Source organism: Anabaena sp. AL93 (genome assembly GCF_001672085.1).
GTDB lineage: Bacteria > Cyanobacteriota > Cyanobacteriia > Cyanobacteriales > Nostocaceae > Dolichospermum > Dolichospermum heterosporum.
This window is the reverse complement of sequence record NZ_LJOU01000010.1, coordinates 17531-36696: the sequence shown is the minus strand read 5'-3', so window position 1 is coordinate 36696 and position 19166 is coordinate 17531. Positions and strand designations below refer to the sequence as shown.

The 19166-nt window shown below is 38.0% G+C and carries 17 protein-coding genes; 3 read left to right on the top strand and 14 right to left on the bottom strand.

Annotated elements, in window-relative coordinates:
• Positions 1-11: 11 nt before the first annotated feature.
• Both AN486_RS04060 and AN486_RS04055 read left to right on the top strand, forming a co-directional pair.
• Complete coding sequence (locus AN486_RS04060) at positions 12-1343, top strand: TIGR03279 family radical SAM protein (RefSeq protein ID WP_290599418.1); 1332 nt, start codon at positions 12-14, stop codon at positions 1341-1343.
• A gap of 299 nt (positions 1344-1642) precedes the next feature.
• On the top strand, positions 1643-4552 hold the full coding sequence (locus AN486_RS04055; RefSeq protein WP_290599417.1) for a family 10 glycosylhydrolase: 2910 nt from the start codon (positions 1643-1645) through the stop codon (positions 4550-4552).
• Between the two features lies 1 nt (position 4553).
• On the opposite strand, the gene AN486_RS04050 is transcribed toward AN486_RS04055, so the two are convergent.
• The 9 genes from AN486_RS04050 to dndC all read right to left on the bottom strand — a co-directional run bounded on the left by AN486_RS04050 (position 4554) and on the right by dndC (position 12841).
• Positions 4554-5312: a HEAT repeat domain-containing protein gene (locus tag AN486_RS04050; RefSeq protein ID WP_039204618.1), complete on the bottom strand. Its 759-nt coding sequence runs from the start codon at positions 5310-5312 to the stop codon at positions 4554-4556.
• A 35-nt stretch (positions 5313-5347) separates the two neighbouring features.
• On the bottom strand, positions 5348-5914 hold the full coding sequence (locus AN486_RS04045; protein ID WP_053540440.1) for an N-acetyltransferase: 567 nt from the start codon (positions 5912-5914) through the stop codon (positions 5348-5350).
• An 18-nt stretch (positions 5915-5932) separates the two neighbouring features.
• Entirely contained in the window at positions 5933-6070 is a 138-nt protein-coding gene (locus AN486_RS04040) for a hypothetical protein (protein WP_168466401.1), read from the bottom strand.
• A 108-nt stretch (positions 6071-6178) separates the two neighbouring features.
• On the bottom strand, positions 6179-6580 hold the full coding sequence (locus tag AN486_RS04035) for an ABC transporter permease (RefSeq protein WP_168635578.1): 402 nt from the start codon (positions 6578-6580) through the stop codon (positions 6179-6181).
• Positions 6565-8070 carry an AmpG family muropeptide MFS transporter gene (locus AN486_RS04030; protein WP_290599416.1) on the bottom strand — a complete coding sequence of 502 codons (1506 nt, stop codon included), beginning with the start codon at positions 8068-8070 and terminating at the stop codon, positions 6565-6567. Before AN486_RS04030 ends, AN486_RS04035 begins: the two co-directional genes overlap by 16 nt.
• Positions 8071-8107: 37 nt before the next feature.
• A complete protein-coding gene (gene dndE, locus AN486_RS04025) occupies positions 8108-8503 on the bottom strand; it encodes a DNA sulfur modification protein DndE (protein WP_290599415.1) in 396 nt (131 codons plus the stop codon).
• A 50-nt stretch (positions 8504-8553) separates the two neighbouring features.
• A complete protein-coding gene (locus AN486_RS04020; RefSeq protein ID WP_053540436.1) occupies positions 8554-8928 on the bottom strand; it encodes a four helix bundle protein in 375 nt (124 codons plus the stop codon).
• An 88-nt stretch (positions 8929-9016) separates the two neighbouring features.
• Positions 9017-11005, bottom strand: a complete 1989-nt coding sequence (gene dndD, locus AN486_RS04015) for a DNA sulfur modification protein DndD (RefSeq protein ID WP_168635717.1) — start codon at positions 11003-11005, stop codon at positions 9017-9019.
• A gap of 210 nt (positions 11006-11215) precedes the next feature.
• Positions 11216-12841, bottom strand: a complete 1626-nt coding sequence (dndC, locus tag AN486_RS04010) for a DNA phosphorothioation system sulfurtransferase DndC (RefSeq protein WP_290599414.1) — start codon at positions 12839-12841, stop codon at positions 11216-11218.
• 180 nt (positions 12842-13021) lie between these two features.
• Here dndC and AN486_RS04005 point away from each other — a divergent pair, with 180 nt between their 5' ends.
• Positions 13022-14620, top strand: a complete 1599-nt coding sequence (locus tag AN486_RS04005; protein ID WP_290599413.1) for a DGQHR domain-containing protein — start codon at positions 13022-13024, stop codon at positions 14618-14620.
• Here the strand turns inward: AN486_RS04005 and AN486_RS04000 are convergent, their stop codons facing one another.
• From AN486_RS04000 to AN486_RS03980, 5 genes are all read right to left on the bottom strand, one after another.
• Positions 14621-15559 carry an HNH endonuclease gene (locus AN486_RS04000; RefSeq protein WP_290599412.1) on the bottom strand — a complete coding sequence of 313 codons (939 nt, stop codon included), beginning with the start codon at positions 15557-15559 and terminating at the stop codon, positions 14621-14623.
• Between the two features lie 35 nt (positions 15560-15594).
• A complete protein-coding gene (locus tag AN486_RS03995; RefSeq protein ID WP_148760502.1) occupies positions 15595-16068 on the bottom strand; it encodes a DNA phosphorothioation-associated protein 4 in 474 nt (157 codons plus the stop codon).
• Positions 16069-16181: 113 nt separating this feature from the next.
• On the bottom strand, positions 16182-16742 hold the full coding sequence (locus AN486_RS03990) for a Uma2 family endonuclease (protein WP_290599411.1): 561 nt from the start codon (positions 16740-16742) through the stop codon (positions 16182-16184).
• A 42-nt stretch (positions 16743-16784) separates the two neighbouring features.
• A complete protein-coding gene (locus AN486_RS03985; RefSeq protein WP_290599410.1) occupies positions 16785-18857 on the bottom strand; it encodes an AAA family ATPase in 2073 nt (690 codons plus the stop codon).
• Positions 18854-19027, bottom strand: a complete 174-nt coding sequence (locus tag AN486_RS03980) for a hypothetical protein (protein WP_015079891.1) — start codon at positions 19025-19027, stop codon at positions 18854-18856. The genes AN486_RS03985 and AN486_RS03980 overlap by 4 nt, the downstream gene beginning before the upstream one ends.
• Positions 19028-19166: the final 139 nt, after the last annotated feature.

Genomic DNA, 19166 nt, shown 5'->3' with positions numbered 1-19166 from the left:
ACAACTGACTAATGACTACCATTCAACCTGCGAAAATTACCAAGGTGCTACCTGACTCAATTGCGGAGGAAATTGGCTTTACAGCCGGTGATGCGATTGTGGCTATTAATGGCACACAACCCCGTGATTTAATTGATTATCAATTTTTATGTGCTGATGAAATTCTCGAATTAGAAGTTTTAGATGCGACGGGGAAAACCCATCATGTCGAAATTGAAAAGGATTATGATGATGATTTAGGACTGGAATTTGCTACAGCTTTATTTGATGGGTTGATTCAGTGCAATAACCGTTGTCCCTTTTGCTTTATTGATCAACAACCACCAGGAAAACGAACTAGTTTATATTTAAAAGATGATGATTATCGCCTAAGCTTTTTATATGGTTCTTATCTAACTTTAACGAATTTAACCGCGAGAGAATGGCAAAGAATTGAACAAATGCGGTTATCACCTCTCTATGTTTCCGTGCATTCCACGGAACCAGATGTGAGAATTAGACTTTTAAAAAATAATCGTGCCGGGGAAATATTATCACAAATTAAATGGTTTCAAAAACGAAGATTGCAAATTCATGCTCAAGTTGTTGTCTGTCCTGGTATAAATGATGGTGAACATTTAGAGAGGACATTGCGGGATTTAACATCTTTTCATACTGGAGAATTACCAACGGTAGCATCAATAGCAGTTGTCCCGGTGGGTTTGACGCGGTTTCGTCCCCAGGAAGATGAACTCATACCTGTGACGCGGGAAAAAGCCCAAGAGGTAATCTATCAAGTTAAATTACTCTCCCAGGAATTTCGCCAAGAATATAATTCTAGTGTCGTCTGGTTAGCTGATGAATGGTTTTTAATTGCTGGGGAGGAATTACCTACTGAAGCTGAATATGAAGAATATCCGCAAATTGATAATGGTGTAGGTTCAATTCGCTTATTTATTAAACAGTTTACCCAAACTGCAACTGAGTTATTACCACCAAAAATTACCAATCAACGCAGATTAACTTGGGTTGTCGGTAATGCAGTGGAAACAGCATTTCAACCCTTGGTAGAACAGTTAAATACTGTCACGGGTTTAGAAGTGAATATGCGAGCTTTATCTAGCGATTATTGGGGACAAAGTATCAGTGTGACTGGTTTATTAACCGGACATGATTTACTTTTAAACTTAAAAGGGCAAGATTTAGGAGAGGGAATTTTATTACCTAGCGTCATGCTGAAGCATGGAGAATTGGTATTTTTAGATGATATGACGGTTGCAGAAGTATCTCAAAAATTAAATGTCAGTATTTTCCCTGTAGCGGGAGTTGAGGAATTAATCAATACTTGTCTTCAAGCGGACTAATAATTAACAAAATTCTTTCCTATCCTTAGCAACTAACAACTAAGTAGGTGAACACAATAAAACCAAACTGTGTAAAGAAACGTAAAATCGCTGAAAACTTCTTTACTCTTGCCTCTTGCCTCTTGCCTTGCTATAACGATAATTTTCAACGCCAACCTACTTATACTAAACACGGTTAGGACATGGACTTTTACGAAATTACGAAAAACCTAGATTTGTAGGGGTTTAGCACTGCTAAACCCTTACCCACCGAATCAAATGAATAAGCCGTGTTGAGTATAACAACTGACAACTGACTAATGAATAAAAAGACAGTCGGATTCGTTATTTTAAATATTAACTTGTTCCTGTTTAATATCTGGGGAGTATTGCCTGTAAAAGCTATTAATGATTCTCCTGTATTCAGTGTAGTTAATAGCCAGAATAATCCTGAAGAATGGCAAAGAATTAGCAACCGCTTACAGAAGCTAAATGTGAAATATTGTGTGATTCCGCTGAGTCAAGTTAAAGATAAGACTGATTGGGGTAAACCATCGGTATTATTTTTGCCCAATGTAGAGGTATTGACAACGGAACAGGCGATCGCCTTAGATCAATGGGTAAGTCAAGGTGGATATTTAATAGCTAGTGGACCAGTGGGTAATTTATCCACACCAGGAGTTCGTCAATTATTACGAAAACTTCTAGGAGGTTATTGGGGATTTAGCTTCAACACCATTGAAAATTTGCAACCCACAAATACGAATATTCCTGATTGGATAAATCAAAAAGAATTATTTGGTGCAATTCGAGGTGGTGTGATTATTCCTAATAATTCTACTAGTCAAACTCCTGTAAGTTGGGACTCCCAAGATCATCCACCAGCAATATTAACAACTGAAAAATCTACCTTATTAGGTTGGTATTGGGGAAAAGATACATCTGTAGGATTAGACATTGCTTGGTTAAAAGCATCCTTAAATCGTTATTTAAGATTACCAGTTAATAGCAAAAGTAAACTTACAAATCCTGCTTCAAACTGTCAGCCAACAATAGCTACTGAACCCACGCAACCGCAAATTCTAGAAAAATTACCGATTGTTTCCGAATCCCCACCTCCTAAAAAAATTCCCAAAAAACCCATTGCTACCTCCAAGTTAAAACCCACCAAAAAAATCTTCAAAAAAAGCACCCTTACCTCCCAATCCAAACCTCTTAAAAAAACCACTATTAATTCTCATGTAAAACCTGCTAAAAAGATTGCTAAAAAAACCACAGTTATTTCCCGGCTAAAACCTGCTACAAAAATAACTGTTACTTCCCAATTACAACCAAATCCAAAAAATACAGGATCATTAGTAGTTTCTAAAATTACTAATGAAAATTTTATTGATCCAATTAATCAACTAGAAGAAAATGTCCGCTTAGATGTTATACCTAATTCTAATCAGCCGATTGATCAAAAAGAAGGTATAGCCCTGCAAAAAGAATTAGAAAATCTGATTGGTAGATTAGAAAGTACCCATATAGCAGCATTAGCTTATAATTCTGCCAAAAATATCAACAATAGTGGCACTAATTCCCCACTGGAAAAAGCAGAATCAATCAAAACAGCATCTTCCCACCCAGAAACATCAGCATCAAACTTAGCAGAAACATTAGTACAAGCGAGAGAAACAGTTAAAAGTATCCCCTTATTAATTCAACAAAAAAACTATGTAACAGTTAGACAGAAATGGTTACAAGCTAAAGCAAATCTATGGCAGCAATTTCCCGTCAATCAACGATTAGCACAACCAGAAATTCGGGCAATGTGGTTAGATAGAGGCACTATTGTCAAAGCCGGCAATGAAGTCGAATTAGCCAAAATTTTTGATAAACTAGCAAAAGCCGGAATTAATACCATTTTTTTGGAAACCGTCAATGCCAGTTATCCCATTTATCCTAGTCAGGTAGCACCTCAACAAAACCCCCTGATTCGTGACTGGGACCCCCTAGAGAGTGCGGTGAAACTAGCTCATGCACGGGGAATGGAATTGCACGCTTGGGTGTGGGTATTCGCCGCTGGAAATAACCGTCATAATGAAATTATTAATGTTAGTCCTGATTATTTGGGACCAGTATTAGCCGCAAATCCCGATTGGGCTAATTATGACAATCGAGGTAATATTATTCCCATTGGTCAAACTAAACCTTTTTTAGATCCAGCTAATCCCCAGGTAAGAGAATATTTAACTAAATTATATACCGAAATTGTTACTCGCTATCAAGTAGATGGTATTCATTTGGATTATATTCGTTATCCTTTTCAAGACTCTCTTGTTGGTCGTAGCTATGGTTATGGTAAAGCTGCAAGGGAGCAATTTAAACAGCAGACTGGTATTGACCCCTTGGATATTTCTCCCAGTCAACGGGATTTGTGGCAACAATGGACAGCATTCCGCACCCAAAAGGTGGATAGCTTTGTGGCTGAATTATCACAGACCTTGCGACAAAAACGAAACACCCTGATTTTGTCAGTAGCTGTTTTTCCCTTACCAGAATATGAACGCGTAGAAAAAATTCAGCAACATTGGGAAGTATGGGCAAGAAGAGGAGATATAGATTTAATTGTGCCGATGACCTATGCTTTGGATACACCTCGGTTTCAAGGATTAGCTCAACCGTGGATTACTTCTACAAAATTAGGTGCTACCCTATTAGTTCCAGGAATCCGTCTGAAGTCATTACCAACTATGGGTGCATTTGATCAATTGCAACTTTTGCGAGACTTGCCAGTGAACGGTTATGCGTTGTTTGCAGCGGAAAATTTTCATCCTGAACTAGAACAAATATTTAATAGTACCCAAGGAATTAAAAACGAACCTATACCCCAGCGTCAACCTTTTCGCACGGCGGCGTTTCGTTATGCAGCTTTGCAGAGAGAATGGCGCGTGGTGGAAAAAAATAGTCAGTTACATAAGTCTGCAATCACCAATACTGAGTTTGAGAAATTAGATCAGGAGTTAAAAGATGCGTTGAATCAACTGGCATCTGTACCGTCTGCTCTTAATTTAATTACAGCCAGAAAAGCCCTCAACCAGGTTCAATTGCAATTTTCACAGATACCGGGGAAAAATCAAGCCAATCTCTATCAAGTTAAAGTTTGGGAAAACCGTCTTCTGGCTATTGAACGACTCATCCGTTTTGGCGAAAGAAGATTAAATATGCGTCAAAGGAATGGTATTTAAGCTAAAACCATCCTTCTTGTTCTAGGGTTTCGATTAATTGTAAACCACGAGGATCTCCTACGCCCAGTAGTGAGGCTTTGGTGTCTGCTCTCACTCCTAAGTCTTTATCTTCGGCAAAAGCTTGGATTAATGCGTCTATAGCTGTGGCATAGACGACGTTAGATGGTAGTTCTTTACAAAGCTGGCCAATTGTCCAAGCGGAGTTACTTCGTACAGCGGCGATGGGGTCTGTAACTAAGGCTTCAATTAGGGCGGGAATTGCGCCGACGATGGCTTCATAACCTACTTCTGTCATCTGTGCTAGGGCGCTGGCTGCCCAGAGACGGACGGCGGGAATATCGGTTCTCAGGGCATTAGTGAGGGGTGCTAAGGAACGGCGATCGCGGCAATTACCTAAAGCCCAGACTATGCCTTTGCGAACATAACCATTAAAATCGCGGTTGAGTTGCATAATTAATGGTTCTACGGCTTCTTTGGCTGGGTTACGTCCGATACCATAAGCAGCACTAACTCGCACTAGGGGACAATTATCTGTTAAAAGATGGATAAGATGAGGTGTTGCTCGTTCATCTTGAATATCACAAAAAGCACGCGCTGCTAACATCCGTTGTTGAGGCTGGGTGTTTTCTAAGAGTACCAGCATTAATTCCGCATCAGGTTTTTCCACTTCTGACTCATCAGTAAGTGGTTCTATTTTATCTAATGGGCTTTCTAGCTCAACTTCAGCATCGAGTAGGCTTAATTCGTATTCGTCGTACATAATTATTCAACTGTAACCTGTTCCCTGTTCCCTAATTAGAGTGATTTTACCATCCAGAGGGATTGTTCTTGATAACCAAGTTGATGATAAAGATTTAATGCGGGTGTGTTGGAGAGAAATACTTGTAGTCCGATTTGGCGATAGCTGGGCTTGCCGGAGACATCGCGTTTTTGTGTAGCCCAATTTTCTACATAAGCCATTAATCCTTTACCAATGCCTTTGCGCCTATATTCTGGGATGACGTACAGGAGAAAGATGTGCGGATGGCGATCGCCACTAACCTGATCTATAGCATTCCCCACCCATAAACAAGCTACGGGTGATTGGTAATCGGTGATTGGTAATTGGTGAAGAATTTCCTCCCCCACCGCCCCTACCTCCCCTACCTCCCCCACCGCCCCTACCTCCCCCACCGCCCCTACCTCTTTATAGACCCACCATAGGGGGGTATCACGACAGAAGTATTGCTCAACTGTATGTGCTAAGTGGGAAAAGTCTTGATCAGGGAATTGTTCTTGGTAAGTGCGCTGCATGAACTTGACCAAGAGGGCTTTATCGAGGGTAGAACCTTGGCGAAGAGAATAGCCGGGAATGAAATTCAAAATAGACTTATGCCTCAATTACCTAATGATCATGCCAATGGGAGCGGGAGCTACCATATCCGAGGGTAAAAAGATGCGAGCGCTGACTGCTACCAAAGCCAGGGTAAATATCAACACTGCAATCAAAGGGGCAATATATTGACGAAAAATAGCCATGTTTTTGTTTATGAATAAATAGCAACAGTATTAATTCTAGCGAATTCTCAACAATAAATTAGCCAACTTGCACTAAGCAAAATGAATTTGTCTTTTTCTGCCGTAATATTAAGGCTGATCCTGGTCTAATTCATTTAAGACTTTTTCACAGTACCAATTTTCGGGCATTCCCGGAACGTTTTGTTTGGCTTGTTCAATTAGTCTTTCCGCTGCCGCTACGTCCCCAGATAATCTAGCGATGAGGCGATTTTTGAGGTAGTTGCCGGTCACTTCTTCATCTGGTTGGTTGGGGATGCTGGGATTGAGTGCTTGCAGGGGTTCGCGTCGCAGTTGCCAAAATAGGACGTAATAAAGTGTCCCAAAAATTAGGATCAGGCTGATAGTTCCCAGGAGTGTGAGGAAACTAAAAGCCAGATTTTGCAGAACTAATTGTGAGAGGACATAGCCCAGTAATAGACCTGTAACTATTAGAACTAATGTACCGACAATAATAACTACTTGTGTTCCCATATATCTTCTTCTAGTCCTGGTCTGGTGGCTGCTAATACCTTGGGATGCCAAGGGGCAACCATAGGTAATAGTAGCAAACCAGGTAACGCCGCTACAAGAGAGAGTAAGAAAAATGTCGGCCAACCTGTGGCTGTAGCCCAACTACCTGCGGGGGCGGAAAGTACGTCTCGACTGATGGCCATGAGGCTGGAGAATAAAGCAAACTGGGTGGTTGTGAATCGGTGGTTACAGAGACTCATTAAAAAGGCAACTGTAGCGACTGTGACTAATCCAGCAGAGAAGTTTTCGATGTTTACGGCGATGACTAGTAGGGAATAATCTTTTTTATTAGCCACAGCTAGGGCATAATAACCCAAGTTACTGAGTAATTGCAGCGCTCCAAATACCCACAAACTGCGATTTAAGTTAATTTTGGTCATGATCACACCCCCAGCTAATACGCCGACGGTGGTGGCAATAAATCCCATTCCGGCTTGGATTGCGCCGATTTCGGTTTTTGTAAAGTCTATTTCTCGTAAAAATAAGTTGGCTGTAATGCCGACGAGGGAATCACCTAGTTTATAGAGGAGAATAAAACTGAGTGTTAAGCTGGCTTGTTTGATGCCAAAGCGGTGAAAAAATTCTTTAAAGGGTAGGAAAATAGCTGTTTGTAAGTTTTCAGGCGGACTATCTTCGCTAACTTCATTTAGTAGGGAGTTTGGTAATAATACGGATGCAGTTATCCAAGCTACTAATAATCCTGCTAATAACCAATAAAATACAGGTTGGGGAATGAAGCCGACAAAAACGCCAGCTATTAACCCTGCTACTAGTAACGTGATCATGACTATAAAAATCACGTCTTTTCCAGAAATGGGGGCTAGTTGTGTTTTATTTTGTAGTTTGTGTTCTGCGGGCGACCACAAAGTAGTAAATATACTTCCCGCCATAATCACTGCCATGAGCAAATATACGACATTCCAAGGTAGATAATCTGCTAACACTAAGGCGAGGGAACTGGTAATAAATAGGGCGATCCGGTAGCCTAATACCCACACAGATGCCCCTGTTTGCGCCTCTAGGGGGTTTAAAATGTCGGTACGGTAGGCATCACCAGCGATGTCCTGGGTGGCGCTGAGGAAGGTAATAATCAGGCAGTTGATGGCGAGGATTTGTAATACTTGTTCGCTTTGGGCTGGTTGTTGAAGGGCAAGGGCAGCGATCGCTAATACTAACCCAATTTGGGTAATAATTAACCATCCGCGTCTGCCACCTAGCAATGGTGGTGTAAATCTATCTAATAGGGGCGACCACAGGAATTTTAAGGAATAGGGTAAACTTAATAACCCAAATAAGGTGATTTTGGCAATATCAACTTTGGCATCTTGCATCCATAGTTGTAGGGTTCTACTCGTCAGGAATAGTGGTAAACCTGATGCAAAACCTAGTAATAATAAAGCACCCATTTTCTGGCTTTGGAAGGCCTGTCTGAGTGCTTGAATTTCTTTCATAAGAGTTATCTTGTCATTTCTACTAGACGGTGCAAAATCAGGATTTTACGTTCTTTGTAGCCTGTTCAATTATATCTTCAACTTTCTTAATATTCTGATTTCCGGCTAAGTAACCAATACCCCGATGTAAATGTAAGCGAAATTGCGTAATTAGGGTTTCTCTATCTGTATCTAAGCCGTCGTTGTAGCAGCGTTGTTTGAGGGCTAAAAGTAAAATATCGGACATTTCTCCCCCAAAAACCCGCCATGTCATTTCGACGTTGCTATCTTGGGGGATAGGTACGGGGGAAGGTGCGGCGGCTTCTGCGAGGGAACGACAAAACGCCCACCGACATAATATGTTCCATTGTTCAATTTTGGTGCTGCGTTTGAGTTTGAGGAGTTGTTCTTTGGCTGTTTGGGAAAGTTTGATTCTTTCTATTGGTGATTCCATTTTGGTAATTGGTGATTGGTGATTGGTGATTGGTGATTGGTGAGGAAAACCTATTTGTTACTATTTCCAGTTCCCAATGAGTTTAAGTAAGCATTTAATTTGGGTGAAAGTTCCTCTATTAACGGTTTGAGAATATTTACTTGTTCAACTGTTAATAATTTACGAACATAAGCAAGTCGCATCCAATGAATTGTTTCATTTAGAGAACCTCTAGCAATTTTAATAAAGCGTTTATTGTCTTGAATATTGTAACGTCCTCTACCTTCTGCTATATTTGCTCCAATGCTATCTGCTGAACGAACAATCTGCTTACCAATAGTATCTTTAGCAAAATTATCCCATCCCATAACTACTTTCCAAATTTCATTTGCTAATTTTTCTGATAACTTATAAACTTGTAACTCTTCAAAATCCGGTCTTCCCATAAATTTTATTTCAACCAATTACCAATCACCAATCACCAATCACCAATTACCAATCACCAATCACCAATCACCAATCACCAATCACCAATCACCAAAAATAACCAGGTTTTATTGTGGTTTCTCTTTTGTTGGAGTTATATTGGAGTAGGTATTCGCGGGCTATGGCTTCGGTTTCTTGGAGGTTTTGGTATTCTTTTTTGCCAATTTCGGTGTCGGTGGAAAGGAGGATTACTTGATGGCTGGCTGAGGGAAAGTATCTTTCTACTAGGTTGTTTCGGTGGGAGGAGTCTAGTCTTCCTAATGGGGTGTCTATGGCTATGGGTAAGCGTCTTCCTGATACTTTGGCTAATCCCCACAAAAATGCGATCGCTAATAGTTGTTTTTCACCGGCGGAAAGCCGATGTTTGGGGACTTGTTTTCCGTTTAAATCATATAATGATAAGCCGAAGGTTTTACTATCAATAGCTATGCGATGTACTAAGTCTGATTTGTGTAATAAATATAGAAAACAGTTTTTGACTTCTTCTTCTAATTTATTTAATTTTCTCAAAGTCAATCTTTCTCGAAATACTTTTAATGTTTGTTGAACTTTTAATGCAGAATCAATAATATGTTCACTATTTTGATATTTGATATTTTGTACAGTATATTCATTTAGTTCTTGTCTCAATTTTTTGGTTTCTGTATCTAATTCTATCAGTTTTTGAGTCATTATGTCTGACTGAGATTTAATTTTATTAAATTCAGTTTGTGCTTCTTTTACTGCTTTTTGTAGTTTTGTATATTCTTCGGGTGCAGCCGCAGTTTGTACTTGTCTTTCTAAGGTGAGGATTTCTTCTTCATAATTAGTTAATTCATCTAATTGCTTTTGGGCGTTATTTTGGGAAACTTGTAAACGATAGGTTATATTGTCAAGTAAACTTAAACTTTCTTCATCTCCATTTAACCAAGTATTTTCTGTTGATAAGTTATTAGTATATAAGTTATTGATATCTTCAGCTAAAAAAGATTGAATATTAGTAACTTTATTATTTTCCAGATTTAATTGTTGTAGCCAATTTAGTAATCTTTCATCTCTAGCAATTAAGACATCTTTCGCTAATTGAATTTGTTGAGTTTTCAGTTCTTTTTCTCCCTGTCTTTGCACTTGAGATAATAAAGGACTAATTAAGGCTAAAGGTAAAACATCAGCAGCTAGTTCACACAAAGATTCACGAACGTTATTAGCAACTTTAATTTTCTCTTCCTTTTGTTGTTCTAACTGACTACGTTCAGCAGCAATTTTACCACCTTCATTCACAAATCTGTCTAAAGCCTCTTCATGAACTTTTTCTAATTCTGTAACTTGAGTATTTATATCTGCTAGTTTTATCTGATTGTTTTTGTATTCTTCCTGTTTTTCATGGATTCGGGTTTCAATTACTTCTAATTTTGCTAAATCTTTAGTATCTGCAAATTCTCGTCTTTTACGATTTACTAATATTTCTAAATCAATTGCTAATTTATCGGCTAATTCTAAACCCAAAAGTCCGTTAATCGCATCTACAACTATGGGCGGGGGTATTTCCTGTTCTGCAAGTTCTTTAACTTGTTCACCGTCAAAGAGAAATAAATTAGAAATACCTAAAGGTAAAATATTTTCTATATATTCATCCCAAATATTTACTAATGAATCAATTGGCCATGTTTCATCATCTCCTAATATTCCTAAATGGTCTTTTCCATCTTTAGGATTTTTTTCCCAAGTCCGCACAACCCGATATTTTATTGGTCTATCTTCTTCGATATGTTCAAAAACTAATTCTATTCTGGTTTTTTCTGTGGGGGTACTTTTACTATTCACGCATTGGGTGAGAAAATCACTATAACTCAAATTTCCCCTGGTTGAACATTGGGCGCGTTGTCCATATAATGCTAGGCGAATGGCATCCATAAGGGTGGTTTTTCCGCCGCCATTCATTCCCCCTAATAAAATAATTGGGCGGGTGTTGTCTTCGTCAATTTGGGGGTTGAGGTTGATGATTTGTTTACCAGCATAAGGACCGAAGTTTTGCAGGACTAATTCTAGGAAGATCATGGGTTTTTGGGTTGGGTATTCTAGTTTTTTTAAACGAACCACAGAGGCACAGAGGACACAGAGAAAGAGAGAAGGGAGATATTTATCTCGTTCCCTGTCTCTGACAGGGAATGCTGTCAAGAGGCTCTGCCTCGGTTATAATGAGTTGAGGTAAAACCTCAAGATTGGCATTCCCAGCCAGAGGCTAGGAACGAGGGTGGGGAGGATATTCTATTGGTCTGGGTTATCATCTGGGTTCTTTTGTGCATATTTGAAGTTAGCCCAAGTTTGTGGTTTAGTCTCTTGTTTTTCGGCGGTATCTCCTAAACTTAATTGTTTGAATTTTTCCCGAATTGTGGCAACATCTCCTTCTAATGCTGCTTGTCTTAAATCCCGTTTTAAATGGGCATTTGCGATCGCTTGTTCTGGTGAACGGGAACTTGTATCAAAGCATTTTTCTAGGCTTTCGTAGATACCCACACGGCGAGTTTTTTTCTTGAATTGTCTTTCTGTATCTAATAGTCTGGCCATTAATTCTAGGTGCATTCCGTCACCTTCACAAATTTCTTCTAATACTCCCCATTCGTCACTACCAAGTATGCTTTGATCTGCACCAGGACGAGGATCTTTAAATACTTCTCCTGTGACTTCTTCATATATTCGGGGTAAGCTATCATCAAATTCGTGTTTTTCTTCTAACCAGATTCGGCGAATCTCACTTAATTCAGCTTGAGAAATAAGAGTAAGATCACGCATATTTTCTGGCGCATTTCGACGCATTTCTGTTTGCGCTGTTAATAATTTTCTTAGCCAATATTCTCGCCAATATTTGGTATAGGGACCATGTATAGGTTCAACAGATGTTTCACCATTTACATTACGTTCAAATAATTGAACTTCTCCCCGTAACCGACGAAAATCTCTTTTTTCGCGGTCACGGTCAACATCTAATTCAGCACGAAAATCAACTAATGGTTGTAACCATTCTTTTTCTTCATCATTTTGAATCATTGCTTGCATAGATTTATCACTATTAACTAATGTACAAACCCAGCAACCAAAGCGAGAACTACCACAGCTAGGAGTAGAAGTATCAACAACTAAAGGACATTCATTATCTGCTGTTGCACCTCTATACATAGTAAATAAATCTTTATTGCTATATCCCCAAGGATTTGAAAACTGCATTAAATACATCCAAACTTCATCAGTTCGCCAATCTTCAATAGGTGTGTAAAGTAAAGAATTTATTAAATTAGGATGAGGACAAAGGCGCTCTCTGACTCGACCTATTTCACGTTTTATCATAATCAAACCGCGAGTTATGCTTTCAGTCTTGCGAGTTCCTAAAATAACAATTGTTTCACCATTAGCTCTCACAACGTCACGAATAAAAAGATTAGAAGGCTCAATTTTTAGCCGTCCAGTACACCAGCGGAATTTATTGCGTGGCGCTGGGTAGCCTTTACCAATTAAACCTGCCCAATATGTTTGTTTAGTTTCTGGTTGTAGTAAATGAGGTTGTATTGGCATTTTTTGCTCTTCAGCCGCTACTTCCATTTGTTTTAATGAACTTTTTACCCAAGCAGAAACATAGGGATTTTCTACCCCTGTATCTGTTGTAATTACATGAATTGGTTTAGTTCTTTTTTCCGCTGGAAGTCCAGAAATTGCATTCCAAATAAGCTGTAAAGTAGCAGTGCTGTCTTTTCCACCTGAATAGCCTACTACCCAAGGTATTTCATCTAAACAATACAATTCTTGAATTTCTGTCGTCAAAGCTTGGATATACTCCACTAACTCTGGTACAGTACGATTCGGCTGATTTTTATTTTCTGGCTGTTGTGTTGTAGTCATTTTTCCTTACCTGTGGATACATGAACATAGAATCAATACTTCCCTTTGGGGGCATGAAATCATCTAGTATATAAATAAATCTAAGCTAGGCGTGCAGCATATTTTTAAAAATCGCATCCTTAGTATCCATCTTTTTGGACAATAAAGCAAGAGTTAGTCACCAAGTTTTCAAAAATTAACATGAATGATAGTACAGATACACTAAATAATCAACTCACTAACGAGTATTTAGAACGAGAAAATCAGGATAAACAGGTATTAGCTTTACTGCTAGACAGGTTTTTAGAGAAGAAAGACCAAATTCTTGTCCAAAAGACAGAAATGGGTGGTACTGAGGCTTATATAGGTTCTGTGACATTGGAATGGTTCGCGGGACGGGTACATTTTGCCTCTGGTTTACCCCTGCTGCAAAAAAAGTACAACCCAGAGACAGAGAATATTGAAATTGATGCTGATAGTATTGATGACATTCAACAACGTCCTATTGATTGGTCGCGTCAAGCACCGTTAGTACAATATTTAGCAGCGAGAAAAAACCATAAATTTCCGGCTGTGTTGGTAGTAATTAATCAACCTTGGGTAGATAACCCCAAAGCAGCGGAGTGGGATAGTCAAGGACGGGCTAAAAAAGCGACTACTGATTTTATACCTTTAGATAAAGATGGTAAAGTCGGTTTACTGAATATTTCTGAAGACAATGTGACAATTTATGCTTTAGATGGTCAGCATAGATTAATGGGTGTCCAAGGTTTAATGGAGTTAATTAAATCTGGTAAACTGCAACGTTATAAAAAGGATAAAACTGCTGACGAAAGTTTTATTACTCTATCTGATTTGATTGATAAATATCAAGTAGAACCTGCTTATTTACAAAATTTATCTAAAGAAAAAATTGGCATTGAATTTATTTGTGCTGTGAATACTGGGGAAACTCATGCAGAAGCAAAACGACGGGTAAGATCAATTTTTGTTCATGTGAATTTAATGGCTGCACCTTTAACTAAAGGTCAGTTAGCACAATTAAATGAAGATGATGGTTTTGCTATTGTAGCGCGAAAGATTGCCGTTACACATCCACTTTTAGAACAAAAACCCAATCGCAATCCCCGTGTTAATTGGAATAGTGCCACAGTAGCCGCTAATTCTACGGTTTTGACGACCCTGCAAGCCTTACAAGATATGTCCGAAAGGTATTTGGGGCAAAAGTTCCCCCACTGGAAACCTTTGGAAAAAGGGTTGATTCCCATGCGTCCAGAAAATGAAGAAATTCAGGAAGGAATTGCCGATTTTAGGCTACTTTTTGATAATTTAGCGAATCTTCCCAGTTATAAAATATTGGAACACGAAGATACAACTGTTTTGCGGCGCTTCCATTTTGAGAAAGACGGAGGTGAGGGAAATATGTTATTTCGTCCAGTTTCTCAAGTTGCTTTAGCGCAAGCTTTGGGAACTTTGGTATTTAAAAAAGGTTTTACTTTGACGGATATTTTTAAGAAGTTGGAGAAATTTGACCGTCAAGGGGGTTTTAGTAATATGGAATATCCTCAATCTTTATGGTATGGGGTTTTATATGACCCCAATAAAAAGCGGGTACAGGTAGTAGGAAAAGATTTAGCTGTGAAGTTATTTATTTATATGTTGGGAGGAATGACTGAAAAAATGGAAGTTACTGCTTTACGTAAAGCTTTAGCTAATGCTAGGACAATGGAAGAACAAACTATAGGTTTTGATGGTAAGTTAGTAAAACCGCAGGAGGTAGGACTTCCTGTTATTTTATAATTATGGCTGAAATATATGATCACGATGCCATTGCAAAGCTTCAATATCTGGAAAATATTTCTCCACTTTCGGTAATATAAGTATTTCCCCATGAAATTCTGTTATTGTTCTAGCGTGGGGAGATACTTCTTCTAATTCTTTACTAACGATTATTTTGTATTTATCATCAACAGCAAACCAACCCCTATCAAAAGCCCAATGATGATTTTTACAAAGTGCTATTCCGTTATGTATTCTACTGTCATAAAAAGCAGAAAATGGCTTTATATGTGCGCCGTCAACAATATTTTGATTACCAGTTTTAGTAACTTTCAACCCACAAAGAGCGCATTGACAATCATATACAGAAACAACCGCTTTTCTAAAGAAAGCATTTCTAATTAGTGTTTTTTTTAAACTCCATTGAGGGTTGTTGGGTAAATTTCCAATATCATCTAGTTTTTCTACTTCTGGATAATCTTGAAATGTTTGATTAATTTGTAGAAATTCCTCAATTTCATCTTCATTATCCGAGAAAAAAGCAGCTACAAGTGCATCAATTAATTCTTTGCGAGAAGATTCATCTTGTAAATAGTTAAATAATTCACTGTCTAAATATGCGTATTCAACAGCCTGTTTTAATTGGTTAGTTGTTTTTGGTTGTAAATTATTAAAACCTGCTTTAATTTCTACGTGCCAAAATCCCTCATTTTGCAGATGAAAAAATGGATAGTGTAAACCCCCTTTATAAGATTGTGAGCCAATAACATTCCAATATTTATTAAAAGCTTGAATTAATTCATCTGAGACAAAAATTTGATTATTGGTAATAACTCCTCTCATAATCAAATCAATTACGGTTAAAAGTAATATTGGTTTATATTGAGCATTACCACGTTTTCGGCTACTACTTACTTTTAACTTAGAAAACTTTTCACAATAAAAACGAAGACTATTCATATCTCACTACTTTATAAAAACGCGAACAAAATGGATTATTTTAAAAATCTAGTTAAATTAAATTCTCCTTGTATATTATTTTCTTGATAATCTATTGCTTTTCTTAAAATCAATAGAAATTGTATTTCATAATCAACAACTCCGCGCAATTCACTTTGTAATATTTCTAATCCCCCATTAGCATACTCTTCAAATACTTGAGTCCGTTTATCCTCATATACATCTTCTCTAGAAGCAAGTATTTGGATATCACTTGTCTCAACAATTCCTAATAATTTGATAATTTTGTCATAACCCAGTGAAGCAAAATTTTCTTGTGGAATTGGAGAAGGCTCTCTTTTTGTAGTATCTCCCAGAGGAACACTTTTTTTATACTTTACTCCTAATGCTGCCGCAAATATCATCACCTCCACATAAGTTTGGAAAAGTCCCGGTGTTTCCTTAGACGCTAGTAACGACTTCACCAACTCAGCCTTATCTTGAGCAATTTTGATTCTATTTGCAGCCATAATTATAAAATATACACCCTTAACATCATAAACCAAACCTAACCTACTAATACTACAATCTTATCCTCTTCTTTGCGCCTTTGCTACTTAGCGTCTTTGCGCGAAACAAAAAATCAAAAAACATCCTCATAAACCAGAGAAAGAGGAAAAGTAAAATCAACACTAACTAAATGTACATTATCACCCTCAACAAAAGGATGTAACTCCCATAAACCCCTATCATTTAAGCGAAAACAATCCAAACCGATTTTATCAGCACTAATTAAAACATATTCTTGCAAAGATTCAATCCGTCTATACTGCTGAAACTTTCCCCCCCTATCATAAGCTTCCGTACTTGGAGAAAGCACCTCAACAATTAAGCAAGGAAATTGAATAAACTTAATAGCTTGTTTATCCCGTTCATCACAACTTACCATGACATCAGGATAATGAAACGGACCATTTTCCGATATACCCACTTTAGCATCTGCCATAAAAGGACGACAATTACCACCCCGCAAATGATTTTTTAACCCAGAAGCCAAATTTAAAGCAATAGTAGTATGGGGAATAGTTCCCCCAGTCATAGCAAAAACTTCACCATTGATATATTCATATTTAATATCTTGCTGTTCCTCCCACTCCAAATACTCCAGAGGACTCATATAACTTTTCTCAAAATTAACAACCATTTCTTTCTTCCTTTGCGCCTTTGCGCCTTTGCGTGAGATATATTAATTTCGTTCAACCTCAACAATTTCAGTATATTCAAAACCATTCAAACTCTGTCGAACCAAAGCATATCGTTCCCTCCCCAACTCAATAAAATCCTGTTCACAATTAGGCTTAGAAGAATAATAAACCAAAACATATTCCTTCCCAATCTTATCAGCAATTTCCTCCTCAACCTCAACCCGCCACTGAGTCTTAGTCACCAACACAACCAACTGATTTGCTAACTTAGGAATAGTTCGCGCAATGTGACGACGAGAATTAGCATCTAAACTCCCAAAAGGAGAATCCATAACAATAGGAAAAGTGCTACTATCAGGAACCATCATCATTTTCCGCTTCTCACTCCAGTCACGCACCTTATCAATAATACTAGCGATAAAAGATAAACTGAGAATTTGATTTTCTCCCGTAGAAGCTGCGACTGGTGCTTCAAATCCCGTCGTATTTTCCACCAAACTCAACTCATACTTTTCGCTAATTTTGGGAACATAAGGAGTAAAAGAAATATCTGAGAAAATTTCCTGTACCCGCTGTTCCAATTGGAGACGAAATTGATTTTCTTGACGGTTTTTAACTTCCGATAATCTGTCAATTGCATCTTGAGTAGCATTAATGCGACGCTGTGCTAAGGATTGTTTTTCCTCATTTTGTTTTTGCTTAGATATTTGTTTTATCAAAGCATCAATAGCTGTTTTTAGATGAGAAACTTCCTGTTGATTTGCACCTTGTTCTCGATTTAAGTCATCAATTTTAGCTTCAATTTCATCAAGACGTTTTTGTAAACTACTAATTTCCTCATTGGGATCTTTTCGGAGTTGTTCTTGAATAGTTGCTAATTCCAATTCAACTTGATTAAGATTTTCCCGTAACTGTTGAATTCGTACTTGTTCCCTGTCCGCTTCTTCCCAAAAAGCAACTGCTTGTTTATCAATTTCATCAACTTGCGCGCTCATTCTAATTGCGGTTTCTTCCACAGTGGAAGAACCAGATTTTCTCATTAAATTCTTGACATGAAAATGGGTGTGAGTTCCTTCCCTTAAATCTGCACCACAAATACAACGTCCAGTATTGAGTAAATCATTGACAAATTCCCGGGAAATTCCTGCTGTTAATTCACCCTTTTGTTTTAAATCTGTAAATATTTCCCGAAACTTAGCCGTAGTTTCCGATAACAGAACAGTATAACCCCGTGCGGAAATAGTCTTTTTTAAATTCTCCCGTGTTTTCTTCAACTCTTCTCGCAAACTATCTTTTTGAGATTCTAAACTTTGCTTTCTTTCCTGTAATTCTTTAACAGCACTCAATTCTCGTAACTTATTACTAACTTCCTTTTTGAAAGTCTGTTGATATTCCAACTCTTGATTTATTTCCGTTTGACGTTTATTAATATTGTCAATTTCCAGTTCTTGCTTTTCTTGCTGATTCAACAACTGTTTAGTTTCCGCGTCACCAATATGTTTTAACTCAGTTTCTAAACTCTTTTTAGCATCTTTCAAATGTTTAATCGAAAGTTCAATAACTTCCACACCCAAAAAAGTTCTAATTGCTTCGGAAATTTCCGCTTTATTATCAGAACGGACAATTTCTTCAATCCGTTCACCGTCAAAGAAAAAATATTGATGTAAACTGGCTGGTAAAATCTGAGTAATGATTTCCTCAGCTTGCTGAAGTGGGAAATACCATTTTCCGTCATCTCCAGCAACTTGAATTTTTAACTGAGTTTTCCCAGCTTCGATTACATCACTTTCATTTTTGTAAACCCGACAACCACGAGTAGCACGATAACGATTACCTTCATGTTCCCAACCAACTTCCACCCAACATTCCACAGGTTGACTAGGTTGAGATTCTGAAATTGCGCGTTTATTTACTAACTGTTCCGTTGACGCAAAAGCCGCACTAAACTTTTCATATAAAACCCAAGTAAACGCATTCAAAATACTAGTTTTACCTGCGCCATTACTACCATAAATCATAGTAGTATTGCGAACATCTCCACCAGCCAAAGTTATCTCTGGAGTTTTCCCATAAAAAGAACGAAAATTACATAATTTAATCGAAGTTAGCTTCATTGCACCGCTTCCTTCACAATAGTGAGAATATCATCATTAATATGACCCTTACTCTTTCTATCTAATCGGCTTTTCTCCAACCTCCATACCTTCTCAATAATTTGCTTCACCTCCGGTGGTGCGCTGGTAATTGGTTCTTGAACATCTTCAATATTTGCTTCTGGTATCATTTCAAAACAGCAATAGATTTATTTTCTATTTTAACCAGTTCTGATACTATAGATATAACCCACGCAAAAATTCTCTAAAACCTTTATTCCTTCGGGACAGAATAACAATCATCCATATTTATCTGTGTTTATCTGCGTT

Bases quoted from the DNA above. Each gene is read 5' to 3' on its own strand.
- AN486_RS04055 (WP_290599417.1), top strand. From the start codon at position 1,643: ATGAATAAAAAGACAGTCGGATTCGTTATTTTAAATATTAACTTGTTC.
- AN486_RS04020 (WP_053540436.1), bottom strand. From the start codon at position 8,928: ATGGGAAGACCGGATTTTGAAGAGTTACAAGTTTATAAGTTATCAGAA.
- AN486_RS04060 (WP_290599418.1), top strand. From the start codon at position 12: ATGACTACCATTCAACCTGCGAAAATTACCAAGGTGCTACCTGACTCA.
- dndD (WP_168635717.1), bottom strand. From the start codon at position 11,005: ATGATCTTCCTAGAATTAGTCCTGCAAAACTTCGGTCCTTATGCTGGT.
- AN486_RS03985 (WP_290599410.1), bottom strand. From the start codon at position 18,857: ATGAAGCTAACTTCGATTAAATTATGTAATTTTCGTTCTTTTTATGGG.
- AN486_RS03995 (WP_148760502.1), bottom strand. From the start codon at position 16,068: ATGGCTGCAAATAGAATCAAAATTGCTCAAGATAAGGCTGAGTTGGTG.
- dndC (WP_290599414.1), bottom strand. From the start codon at position 12,841: ATGACTACAACACAACAGCCAGAAAATAAAAATCAGCCGAATCGTACT.
- AN486_RS04005 (WP_290599413.1), top strand. From the start codon at position 13,022: ATGAATGATAGTACAGATACACTAAATAATCAACTCACTAACGAGTAT.
- AN486_RS04050 (WP_039204618.1), bottom strand. From the start codon at position 5,312: ATGTACGACGAATACGAATTAAGCCTACTCGATGCTGAAGTTGAGCTA.
- AN486_RS04000 (WP_290599412.1), bottom strand. From the start codon at position 15,559: ATGAATAGTCTTCGTTTTTATTGTGAAAAGTTTTCTAAGTTAAAAGTA.
- AN486_RS04040 (WP_168466401.1), bottom strand. From the start codon at position 6,070: ATGGCTATTTTTCGTCAATATATTGCCCCTTTGATTGCAGTGTTGATA.
- AN486_RS04030 (WP_290599416.1), bottom strand. From the start codon at position 8,070: ATGAAAGAAATTCAAGCACTCAGACAGGCCTTCCAAAGCCAGAAAATG.
- AN486_RS04035 (WP_168635578.1), bottom strand. From the start codon at position 6,580: ATGGGAACACAAGTAGTTATTATTGTCGGTACATTAGTTCTAATAGTT.
- AN486_RS03990 (WP_290599411.1), bottom strand. From the start codon at position 16,742: ATGGTTGTTAATTTTGAGAAAAGTTATATGAGTCCTCTGGAGTATTTG.
- AN486_RS03980 (WP_015079891.1), bottom strand. From the start codon at position 19,027: ATGATACCAGAAGCAAATATTGAAGATGTTCAAGAACCAATTACCAGC.
- dndE (WP_290599415.1), bottom strand. From the start codon at position 8,503: ATGGAATCACCAATAGAAAGAATCAAACTTTCCCAAACAGCCAAAGAA.